Source organism: Wenzhouxiangella sediminis, from assembly GCF_003410055.1.
Lineage (GTDB): Bacteria > Pseudomonadota > Gammaproteobacteria > Xanthomonadales > Wenzhouxiangellaceae > Wenzhouxiangella > Wenzhouxiangella sediminis.
The window spans coordinates 140,878-152,486 of record NZ_QUZK01000042.1 but is presented as its reverse complement, the minus strand read 5'-3'; the positions used below and the strand labels follow the sequence as shown (position 1 = coordinate 152,486).

At 65.4% G+C, this 11,609-nt stretch carries 7 protein-coding genes; 2 read left to right on the top strand and 5 right to left on the bottom strand.

Going from position 1 to position 11,609, the window contains the following annotated elements:
• Positions 1–10 precede the first annotated feature (10 nt).
• Entirely contained in the window at positions 11–2,977 is a 2,967-nt protein-coding gene (locus DZC52_RS11735; protein ID WP_147307679.1) for an HzsA-related protein, read from the bottom strand.
• A gap of 221 nt (positions 2,978–3,198) precedes the next feature.
• On the opposite strand from DZC52_RS11735, the gene DZC52_RS11730 reads away from it, so the two are divergent.
• Entirely contained in the window at positions 3,199–4,203 is a 1,005-nt protein-coding gene (locus DZC52_RS11730; protein ID WP_116651325.1) for a class 1 fructose-bisphosphatase, read from the top strand.
• Between the two features lie 78 nt (positions 4,204–4,281).
• On the opposite strand, the gene DZC52_RS11725 is transcribed toward DZC52_RS11730, so the two are convergent.
• From DZC52_RS11725 to DZC52_RS11710, 4 genes are all read right to left on the bottom strand, one after another.
• Entirely contained in the window at positions 4,282–5,736 is a 1,455-nt protein-coding gene (locus DZC52_RS11725) for a bifunctional 2-methylcitrate dehydratase/aconitate hydratase (protein ID WP_116651324.1), read from the bottom strand.
• 472 nt (positions 5,737–6,208) lie between these two features.
• Positions 6,209–7,852 (bottom strand): fatty acid CoA ligase family protein, encoded by a 1,644-nt coding sequence (locus DZC52_RS11720; protein WP_116651323.1) that lies wholly within the window; start codon positions 7,850–7,852, stop codon positions 6,209–6,211.
• Between the two features lie 340 nt (positions 7,853–8,192).
• Positions 8,193–9,080 (bottom strand): alpha/beta fold hydrolase, encoded by an 888-nt coding sequence (locus DZC52_RS11715; RefSeq protein WP_116651322.1) that lies wholly within the window; start codon positions 9,078–9,080, stop codon positions 8,193–8,195.
• A gap of 94 nt (positions 9,081–9,174) precedes the next feature.
• Complete coding sequence (locus DZC52_RS11710) at positions 9,175–10,191, bottom strand: 3-oxoacyl-ACP synthase III (protein WP_116651321.1); 1,017 nt, start codon at positions 10,189–10,191, stop codon at positions 9,175–9,177.
• A 91-nt stretch (positions 10,192–10,282) separates the two neighbouring features.
• Between DZC52_RS11710 and DZC52_RS11705 the strand changes: the two genes are divergently transcribed.
• On the top strand, positions 10,283–11,608 hold the full coding sequence (locus DZC52_RS11705; RefSeq protein WP_220338356.1) for a peptidase MATCAP family protein: 1,326 nt from the start codon (positions 10,283–10,285) through the stop codon (positions 11,606–11,608).
• Position 11,609 lies beyond the last annotated feature (1 nt).

Genomic DNA, 11,609 nt, shown 5'->3' with positions numbered 1-11,609 from the left:
TCAATAGCCGTCATTGCCGGAACCTATCGGAAAAGATTCGGCCCGTACCGGTCGTGTGGAAGCGGCGGCTGACCCGCGTGACGTTGCCCTGCACGTCGGCGACTTCGGCAAAGACATGGGCATCGACGAGGTTGCCGGGCAAGCCCTCTGGCAGCGCGATCGCCCAGCTGCCGTCGCTCTCGAGCACCGCCAGGTCGACCAGCTCCGCTCCGGCCGGCCGCCCCAGCACCGGGAAATCCGCCCGGATCGACAAGCTTCCGTCCGCCAGGCCGCTGTTGGCGTCGGCGGCTCCGACCCGAATGACATCGACGGGCTGCGGCGTGCGCTCAGGACGCGGGCTGGCGATCGTCAGCACCGGCCGCTGGGTATCCATGAACCAGCCCAGGTCCGGCGGGTAGCCGAGCTGTGATGTCAGGTCGATCGGCGCGCCCAGGTCGATCCAGCGAGCAATGGTCATCTTCTCGCCGATGGTCAGCGGGGGCACGCCCGAATCGGGGGGCGGCATGATCGTACCGGTGAAGTCGAGATCGGCCTCGTTGGGATCGGTGCCTTCTGGCAGCGTTTCGGCATCGCCGGGGGTCGACTCGGTGGGATGGTCGGCATTGGTCCATCCGTCAAGCCGCTGTCCGAAGACCTTCCAGGCCAGCAGGCTGCGACGGCTCTGGAACTTGCGCACGTAGCGGCTGGCGTTGGTCTGCCGCCAGGACCCGTTGCTGATTACGGGCGCATATCCGTAGTCGGCGCATTCGTCGGCAGCCAGGCGGCGATAGTCGCCCGGCAGGTCGGGCACGTTCCAGCTGCAACCGTCGACCAGCGTGGTTTCGGACAGATCGAGATTGCCGGCGTTCTGCGCGCCGTTGTGGCACTGCACGCAGTGATCCTGGAGGATCGGTCGCACATCGCGCAGAAACTCCACGTCCACGACCCGCTCCGGCCGGTGCTCGAGGACAGGCTCGCCCGCGTCGTCGTGCGTGAGCAGCGGCGTACCGTCCGACAGATCCGGCACTTCGAAACCGGGCTGCGCCGCGGCCGTCGACTCGAAGGCCAACGGTTGCTGGCTGTGAGCGTGGCAGCCGCCGCAGTCGGCGCGCATTTCGCCCGGCCGCACCTGGTGCCAGGTCTGAGACATGTTGAGCACCATGCCATTGCGGTCGATGGTCTGAAAAGTGAACGGCGTGTCGGCCGGCAGCTTCGCCAGGAAACTGGTGTCGGGGTTGCCTTCCGGGTCGAGCACCGGGGCGCCCTCCTGGTCGAACTTGCGCACCGGAATCTCCCCGAGGATGCGCAGGCGCTCGTTGGCGTGGCTGACGAAACCATTGGTGCTGCCGCCGTTGGGCCCGTAGCGGCGATCCGGAATGCCTTCCATCGCCAGGATGCGAATCGCCCAGATGTCGCTGTTGTCGTACTTGCCGGCATCGGCGCCCTGGTAGAACCAGTTGCTCCAGCGCCGGTTGTTGCCGTTGCGGTTCTGCGAAGTATTGAAGGGATCGAGTCCGTCGAAATCTTCATCGCCGGCGTGCGGAAAACTCTCGCGCTTGTATAGGCTGGAGGTCCCGACCAGGCCGTGCGGCGTGCCTTCCGGCAGTTCGGGATGCGCGCTGCCGTCATTGGGCAGCCACTCGAGCTCGGCGGGCTCGTCGACGCCGTGGATGGCGCGATAGGGCACGACCGCTCGCGGCCAGGCAGCATTGAAACCCTCGTCCTCGACCAGCGGTACCAATTGGTCGGGATGCCACACCGGCGCGGTGTCCGGCACCAGGTAGACGCCCGCGTCGTAGTAGGGCTCGGGCGTCGGACGGTCGAGGTCGTTGGCCGGCCCCGGCGACCACACCACCAGCAGGTCGTTGCCGGGCGCGGCCGAGGGGTGCGTGAACTTGCCGACCCGCTGCCCGTCATCGCCAAGGGGCGCCGCGTCGTCGTTGTGGTGCGTCATCGGTGTCACGGCGTAGTAGCCGCGCGGCGTGTAGGCCATGGTGAAGCTGCCCGGCTGGCCGTTGGAAGGCGTCATGTCGATCTGCGGGTTCTGGGCCGGATCCCAGCTGTTGAAGGCGGGCTCGCCGGCCGGCGGCGACGGCGGAAAGGCATAGAGCGCGCCGAAGCCGTTGTTGTTGATGTTGTAGTAGGCCTCGACGACGATGTCGCCGCTGCTGACCTGGGTCATGAAATGGAATGCCTCTGGCGAGGACATGGCGCTGACCAGCGGCTCCCAGGCCCGCCCGTCGGGCTGTATGGCCCACACCCCCCAGAGCCGGCGATCGCGCAGCCCCTGGGACTCATAGCTGGAAAACATCAGCCGGCCGTCCTTGAGAATCGTGGGATGCAGCGCGCTGCCGAGCGTCATCGGCGCAATGGCTTCGACGTTCTCGCCGTCGTCGTCCATGACGAACAGCTGCATCGTCGGCGTTGTGAACGGCCGCGTCGGAATGAAGCCGTTGCGGCTGCTGGTGAAGGCCAGGCGGCCGCCCGGCAGGGGCATGGGGCCGAGGTTGAGAATGCCGTAGCCCAGGCGGTTGTGACCCGAAGGCGGATCGACGGGATCGGTTTCGTCCCAGTTCCCCGAGCCCGTATTGGGCGTGAACTCACCGAAGGTCAGCTGCTCGATCGCGCGGCTTACCAGATGGATGCGGAAGACATCGGCGCCCGCCACCGACAGGTCGTTGCGCTGCGGATTGAGCGCGTCTTCGCTGACGTCGTGGAACAGGCTGTAGTAGACCCATTCGGCCTCGAAACCCACGACGGGGTCGGTCACCGCGCAGTCCGTGCAGTCGACGAGGACTTCCTCGCTGCCGTCGGGATGGCGCAGCACCAGGTCGGCGCCGGGATCGATGCGGCCGGGGTGACCGACCTCCGGCCAGACCGTGTTCGTCGCATCACCGAAGCGTGCCTGCCGCACGTAGACGATGTCGTAGTCGATGGATTGCGCGTACAGATCGAAGCTGCAAGCAAGGCACAGCAGCGCCAACACGATTCGTTGCATGGGGCGAGACTCCCTGTTCCGTTACCCGAGTTAAGTCACCCCCTCGCGGCCAACATCCTACCCCCAGTCGCGCGGAATGCCAGAGTCGCACTTGGCTTTTGGCCCGAGCGGCGGCATCCGCCGGTTGAACGGCAGCCCGCCGGCGTCAGCGCCTTGGCCCGACCGGTGGACCGGGCTAGAATGGCGCGCTGCACCCAGCCATACCGAATTCCGGAATCACGATGCGCATCGGAACCACGCTTACCCACTACATCATCCGCAACCAGCGCGAGATCGCAGGCGCCAGCGGCACCTTCACCGGCCTGCTCAACGACGTCTCCGTGGCCTGCAAGAAGATCGCCGCCCTGGTCGACAAGGGCGCGCTGGTCAACGTGCTGGGCAGCGCGGAGAGCGAGAACGTCCAGGGCGAGCAGCAGAAGAAGCTCGACGTCATCTCCAATGAGATCATGATCGAAGCGCTCGAGCACAACGGGCACATCGCGGCCCTGGCCTCGGAGGAAATGGAAGGCATCCACCCGATGACCGCCGAGCGCCGCGGCCGCTACCTGCTGCTTTGCGATCCCCTCGACGGCTCCTCGAACATCGACGTCAACGTCTCGGTCGGCACGATCTTCTCGATCCTGCGTGCGCCCGACGACGCCACCGAGCCCACCGAGGCCGATTTCCTCCGCCCCGGCACCGAACAGGTGGCCGCCGGATACTGCTTGTACGGCCCGTCGGCCATGATGGTGCTGACCACCGGCGAGGGCGTGAGCATGTTCACCCTCGATCGAGACATCGGCGAGTTCCTGCTCACGCGCGAGAACGTGACCATCGAGGCCGACACGAAGGAATTCGCCATCAACGCCTCCTACCAGCGGCACTGGGACGATCCGGTCCGCCGCTACATCGACGAGTGCCTGGCCGGCGAGGACGGCCCGCGGGGCAAGAATTTCAACATGCGCTGGGTCGCCTCGATGGTCGCCGAGGTCCATCGCATCCTCACGCGCGGTGGCATCTTCATGTACCCCTGCGATCGGCGCATCCGCGCCCAGGGCAAGGCCGGCAAACTGCGGCTCATGTACGAGGCCAACCCCATGGCCATGATCGTCGAGCAGGCCGGCGGGGCGGCGACCACGGGCACCCAACGCATTCTCGAGATCGAACCCGAAGAACTGCACCAGCGCGTGCCGGTGATCCTGGGCTCGCGCAACGAGGTCGAGCGGGTCACGAGCTACCACGGCTGATTCGCGGGCAAGCCGCCGGGAAACGAAAAAGGCCGCCTCGATGGGCGGCCTTTTTCGTTGCAACGCAGCAGTCGAGCGTCAGTCCATCGACCACAGCGCGGTGAACGCCGGCACCGGCATGGCCTTGAGCGTGCCGAAGGCCTCGGTCGCGGCCATGATGGCGCCGGCCTTGCGCGCCGACAGCTGCCCCGCGATGGCCCGGGCAAACTTGTCCTCGAGCAGCGGAATGCCCTCCTCGCGGCGGCGACGATGGCCGACCGGGTAGTCGATGGAGACCTTTTCGGTGCTCGAACCGTCGGTGAAGAACACCTGCACCGAGTTGCCGATCGCGCGCTTGTCGGCGTCGAAGTACTCCTCGGTAAAGCGCGGGTTCTCCTTGACCGTCATCTTCTCGCGCAGCGCATCGATGCACGGATCGGCGGCGACCTCGTCGGTGTAGGAATCGGCGGTCAATTCGCCGAAGATCAGCGGCACGGCAACCATGTACTGCAGGCAGTGGTCACGGTCGGCGTAGTTGTTCAGCGGGCCGGTCTTGTCGATGATGCGGCAGCCCGCTTCCTGGGTTTCGAGCTCGATGCGCTCGATGTCATCGAGCCGATCCTTGACCTCGCCATGCAGCTTGTAGGCGCACTCGACGGCGGTCTGGGCGTGAAACTCGGCCGGGAAGGAGATCTTGAACAGCACCTGCTCCATGACGTAGCTGCCCAGTTCGCGCTCGAGTACGAGATCGTTGCCATTGAACAGCACGTCCTGGAAGCCCCAGCCCTTGGCCGTGAGCGCCGAGGGATAGCCGATCTCGCCCTTGAGGGTGATCAGGGCCAGCTGCACGGCGCGGCGGCAGGCGTCGCCGGCGGCCCAGCTCTTGCGCGGGCCGGTGTTGGGCGCGTGACGATAGGTGCGCAACGCGCCGCCGTCGATCCAGGCCTGGCTGACGGCGTTGACGACATCGTCGCGGTCGCCGCCGAGCATCTTCGTGACCACGGCGGTCGAGGCAACGCGCACCAGCAGCACGTGGTCGAGGCCGACGCGGTTGAAGGAATTCTTGAGCGCCAGGATGCCCTGGATTTCGTGGGCCTTGATCATGGCCTCGAGCACGGCCTCGATCTTCAGCGGCTCGCCGCCTTCCGCGACATTCCGGCGCGAGACGTAGTCGGCCACGGCCAGGATCGCGCCCAGGTTGTCGGAGGGATGGCCCCACTCAGCGGCCAGCCAGGTGTCATTGAAGTCGAGGTAGCGCACCAGCACGCCGATGTTGAAGGCGGCCTGGACGGGATCAAGCTTGTAGGGCGTACCCGGCACGCGCGCGCCGGCTTCCAGCTCCATGCCGGGAACGACCGGCCCGAGCAGCTTGGCGCACTCGGGGAACTTCAGCGCCAGCATCGAGCAGGCCAGGGAATCCTTGAGACAGTAGTGGGCCGTCTCCCAGGCCTCCTTCGAGGTGATCTCGTAGTCGACGACGTAGTCGGCGATGTCCTGGATGAGCTGGTCGGGGTCCGGGCGCGTCGCCGAACGAATATCGATCTCGCCACTCATGGTGCGGGCTCCTGATGGGTTTGCGGAAAAGCCCACCATTTTACCTTACTGCTGGCCTGGTGCTGGATGGGCCTCACGCAGAGCCGCAGAGTCGCGGAGTTCGCAGAGCAAATAACGAAGGATAAAGCGGGTGCTCCAAGGCTCCTGAGCTGAAACTCGGTTTGTGCAGAAGCCCGCGACGTTGTCTATTTTCACGCCAAGCCGCAACGACGCCAAGATCGCGAAGAAAGCCAGCCAATGAATCAAGCCCGCGGAACTCTGAATTGCCCCGGGAATGGACATTTCAGCTTCCTCGCTCTTTTCTTTATCTAATCTCTTGGCGAACTTCGCGCCTTTGCGCCTTGGCGTGAACTAAGGCGACGGCTCAGCCTCACCCACGCATCTGGTTGTCGCGCTAAAACTGGATGTGCCCGCCTTCTACTCATCCTTTCCTCTGCGAACTCTGCGTCTCTGCGTGAGATTGAACATGCACTCAGCCAGGCGAAGCCGCCCACTGGGCCAGTTCGCGGCGGCGGATCTTGGCGTTGTGGCGGATATCGACGGGGAAGGCGTCCTTGAACAGCACGCGACGGACTTCGCGGGTGAGCCAGTCACGCGCCAGGACCTCGCGCACGGCGGCCTCGACGGCCGAGCGGTCGGCGTCCGGCTCGGGCTCGATCACGATCACCGGCTCCTGGTTGCCCCTTTCGCCGACGCCCACCAACGCCGATCGGAACACGCCGTCGACGGCATTGACCGGCCCTTCCACGCACTCGGTGAACAGTGTGCCCTCGGGCGTGACCACGCGCTCGGACTTGCGGCCGCAGAACCACAGCCTGCCCTCGGCGTCGCGCCAGCCAAGATCGCCCATGCGATGCCAGATCCGACCCTGATCATCGGTCATCTTGGCCTCACGCGTCTGCTTCTCGCGCCTCCAATAGGTATCGGTCACGGTCGGGCCGGCCACGCAGATCTCTCCGATCTCCCCGTCGGGCATTTCCCCGGCGTATTCGGTCAGGTCGATCGGGTCGTCGGATACCGGAATGATGCGGACCTCGTTGGCGGCCAGCGGCCGACCGACGCAGATACCCTTGCCCGAACGGTTGCCGTCGGAAAGCTCGCCGACCAGCTCCCGCCCGGAGACGGTGGCCACCGGCAGGGCTTCGGTCGCACCGTAGGGCGTGTGGATGTCCGACCAGGGATCGAGCGCGCCGTGCATGCGCTCGATCACGCTTGGCGGCACCGGCGCACCGGCCGAAAGCGCCCGCTTCACGCCGGGAATCCGCAGGCGGTTGGCTTCGAGGTATCGGCTGAGGGTGTTCATCAGCGCCGGTGACCCGAACAGGTTGGTCACGCCGTATTGCTCGATCAGGCTGACGAGCATGTCGGGGTCGGCCTTGGCCGGCTTGGTGAAGTCCATGATCGGAATCACGGTGGTCATGCCCAGCGCCGGGTCGAAGAGCGCAAAGGGCGGGAACGTAGGCAAATCCACTTCGCCGGGACTCATACCGAAAGCGTCGCGCATCAGCTCGACCTGGGCGGCGAACATGCGGTGGCGGTAGACCACGCCCTTGGGGATGCCGGTCGACCCGGAGGTAAACAGGATAGCGGCCTCATCGTCGCCGCTCACTTCGGGCGGCTGGAATGCCTCGACCCGGGCGGAGAGCAGGTCGGCATACTTCAGCCCCCGCCAGAAAGGCCGCGGCCCGACAGTGACCGTGCGGCGGATGCTGCCGCGCGCCCATCCCAGGACCATGCGAGCCAGCTGCGCACGCGTCACGCCGATGAAGACTTCCGGCTCGGCCTCGGCCAGGCAGGTCTTGAGAGGTTTCAACCCGATGCCCGGATCGATCAGCACGGGCACGGCCCCGGACTTGAACAGGGCAAAGAACAGCGCGAAGAACTCCAGCGAGGGCGGCACCATGAAGGCCACCCGCGTGCCCTTGCCGATGCCTTGGGCCTGAAGTCCGGCCGCCAGCCGGTCGGTCAGCTCGTTGAGTTCGCGATAGCTCCAGCGTCGGTCGCTCCAGCCCTGCGAAGTGCGCTTGCGCGGCAGGATCAGCGCCGTCGTCTCCGGCTGCGCCTCGGCTTGCCGGGTCAGGGCTTGGGCGATATTGATTTGCTGTTCAGGGGCCATGATTCCAGAAGAAAATCAAAATCTAATTGTCCACAGATGAACACAGATAAACACAGATTGGGTGTGCCGATAATCAGAGATTGGGGCACTCGTCCATCCAACCATTCATCCGGCGCCGAAAATCTCAAATTCCAAGCACCAAATATCAAACAAATTCCAATTACCGAAATTCGAATGACAGAAACGACCAACCTGCTACGAATTGCTTCGCTGGATGCTCATTGGCGCTAGCAACTCTCAACTTGGAAAGCCTGGCACCAAGGCAACATTCAAACGCTCGAATAACAGAGTTTTTGATCTGTGTTCATCTGTGTTCATCTGTGGACACAATTCTTTTCTTTTACTGGCCCAGAAACTGCCGAATACCCGCTACGACCCGCTCGGGGGCATCTTCGAGGACGTAGTGGCCGGCGTCTTCGAGGTATTCGACCTCGGCTTCGGGCCAGATCTCGCGCCACATGTTGAGGACGCGGTCGTCGAAGACGAAGTCCTTCGCGCCCCAGATGAACCTGATGGGCTTGGCGGCCAGGCGATCGAGATGCTTTTCCGTTTCCGCCAGCACCGGCCAGGCCGCGTCGGATTCCTTCAGCGGGATGTCCTGGACGAAGCGCAGGGTGGCGAGCCGCCGGTCCGGGCTGCCGCGGTAGGGCGCGGTCAGGCCGCGCGCGACTTCGCGGTCGAGCCTGTGCGCGGTGGCCAGGCGCGTCGCGAGGCCGGAAAAGGCGTTGAAGCGGTTGATCAGGAAGCCGCCCAGGCCGGTGCGCGCGAACTTCAGCGCGAAGGGCAGCGGCTCGTCGGGCGGGATGGTGAAGGCCCAGGTGTTGAGCAGCACGATACGCCGCACCCGCTCGGGATGCTGCACCGCCCAGGCCATGGCGATCGCACCGCCCCAGTCGTGCACGACCAGGTCGATCTCGCGTTCGGGCTCGACCTCGTCGAGCCAATGGCCGAAATCGGCGACCCGGCTGGCCATGGTGTAGTCATACGCCGACTTGCCGGGGCGATCCGACAATCCCATACCGACATGGTCGGGCGCCAGGCAGCGGTGGTCTCCCTTGAGCGCCTCGATGAGATTGCGATAGTAGAACGACCAGGTGGGATTGCCGTGCACCATGACCACGGGCCGCCCGTCCAGCGGCCCTTCGTCCACGTAGTGCATCCGGTGACCGGTGGACTGGACATGGAAGTTCGGCTCGAACGGAAAGAGCTTATCGGGAACCAGGGGCATTCGATTGCCTATGTTGGCTGGTTCGCTCGTTGGCTGGTTGGCTGGTTACGGCGACAACGAGCCAACCAGCCGACCAGATAACAAGCCAACTCGTTTACCAGATGACTTCCGCCATGCAGCAGTTCAGGCCCGAACCGATGCCCATCAGGGCGACCTTGTCGCCGCGCTGGATGCGGTTCTCGTCGACGATCTTGCTGAGCACCGTCGGGATGGAGGCCGGGCCGATATTGCCGAACTTCGGGAAGATGCGGTAGACGCGCTCGGGCTGCACGCCGAAGGCGCGGATGAAAGCTTCGGTGTGCACGCGCGAGACCTGGTGGATGACGACATGGTCGAGCTCGTTGGCCACCCAGCCCAGTACCTGCCGGGCCGTGGAGTACGTGGCGCCGGCGAGCTTCATGCCTTCACGAAGCAGGCTCTTGGTGTCGGTCCACATCTGGTGGTTCCAGCCGCGGCAGAGATTGTTGAACTCGGTAGCCGCGCGCGAGACACCGCCCTTGTACTGGTGGCCGTCGGGCTCGAGATCGCCGCGCGACATGATCATGGCGGCCGCGCCGCAGCCCAGGGTCAGGCTGGCGAACTCGCTCTTGAACTGCTTGCGCGTGACCTTGGGTTCTAGCAGCCGGTTGATCGTGATTTCGTTGATTTCCCGACTGTTCTCGGCATTGACGATCAGCGCGTAGTCGATTTCGCCGCGATCGAGCATGTGCGCGGCGATGTTCATGCCGTTGATGAATGCCAGGCAGGCGTTGCCCACGTCGAAACTCTCGCAGGTGTTGGGCAGCTTGAGGTTGCCGTGCACCATGCAGGCGGTCGAGGGCTCGAGGAAGTCGCGCGAGACCGACGTGTTGATCAGGATGCCCACGCGGTCGGGATCGATGTCGGCACGGGCCAGGGCTTTCTCGGCGGCCATCGTCGCGGCCTGGGAAGGCAGCACACCTTCGTCCCAGAAACGGCGCTCCTCGATACCGGCCAGGTCGATCAGCGGGTTGCCGCGCAGGCGCAGCTTCTTGAAGGTCGGCGCGAGTCGCTCGCGGATTTCCTCGCTGGTTACCGTGTGCGGGGCGTCCACGGAGGCCACCGACTTGATGACGACATTGTCAAACAGCATGTATCTTTATCCTGGCCGCGCTAATCGAGGCAGTTCGTTGAGTTAACACGCTATTATAGCGTGAAATGATGACCGGAAACCTTCACTGACCTTGTCCCGCTCCTCCTCCGTCGCCGGACGCATCACGAAGGCGGCCGCGGCCTTGCGAGAGGCTGAGCAGCCGCTGCGAATCCTGGGCTTGCTGGCCTGGCCCCTGTCGGTCCGGGAACGCTTTCTCGAACGGAGCGGCCGCGAACTGCCTCGCGTCGACTACCCCGACGTCGACGCCGCCGCGGTCGACGAGGCCCTGGCCCGGGCCCGCCCCCTGATCGCCGGCACGGGTCCAGCGCGGGAATGGTTCGAGCGCATCGCCGACCGCCTGGACCTGGCCGGCCGCATGATGAAGGGTATCGGCAGCACCACCTTCTTCGACGCCTCCAGGGAACTCTACGGCAGTCCCGGGGAAGCCTTGCCCGACTCGAGCGACAGCCCGCTACAGCTGGCGAAGCGGCTGCGGCGAATCATCGACGGGCTCAATCATCTCGACCTCGGTGCGCCCGACGACCCCAGCGCCACGGACCGCCAGGTGGCCCGTCGGATGCGCGCGGCCGTGACGCGCTTCTTCGGCGCCGATGCGCCCCCGGTCGAGATCGTGGCCGAACTGTCGGCCAACGCCACGGCGGGCCCGGATCGAATCCGGATACGGGCCGGCGCGAGATTCACCGACCGCGATGTGGAGCAGCTCGTACACCACGAAGCGGGCATCCATGTAGCCACCGCGCTCAACGGTCGCGCCCAGGCGGCGCTGCCGATCCTGGCTTCGAGTCATCCGGGCACCACGCGAACCCAGGAGGGCCTCGCGGTGTTCGCCGAGTTCATCACCGGCGGCATGGACGTCGACCGGCTCGGGCGCCTGGCCGATCGGGTGCTGGCTATCCAGATGGCCGTCGACGGCGCCGACTTCATCGAAGTCTACGACCACTTCCTCGAGCAAGGTCGTGCCGCTGCGGCCCGGCAATCGGTGCAGCCGCGCGACGAGGACCTGCAGCGCACGGCCTTCGAGCAGGCCAGGCGCGTTTTCCGTGGCGGCGTGCTGGCGGGGGGCGCGCCCTTCACCAAGGACGTGGTCTACCTCGACGGCTTGCTGCGCGTGCACGACTTCCTGCGATCGGTCGTGGCGGCCGGGCGCGCCGATGTGCTGCAACTGCTGTTCTGCGGGAAGCTGTCGCTCGGCGACATCCCCGTGCTCTGCGAGCTGGCCGAGATGGGCCTGCTGCGGGCGCCGAAATTCCTGCCGCGCTGGGCCGCCGACCGCCGTTTCCTGGTCAGCTACCTGGCCTACTCGGGTTTTCTGGGACGAGTGAGAATGGGTCGCGTCCACGAACGTTACGCCGAGGTCCTGGCCACCGCGCCGGTGGCGCGCTTCTCCCGCCCCTGAC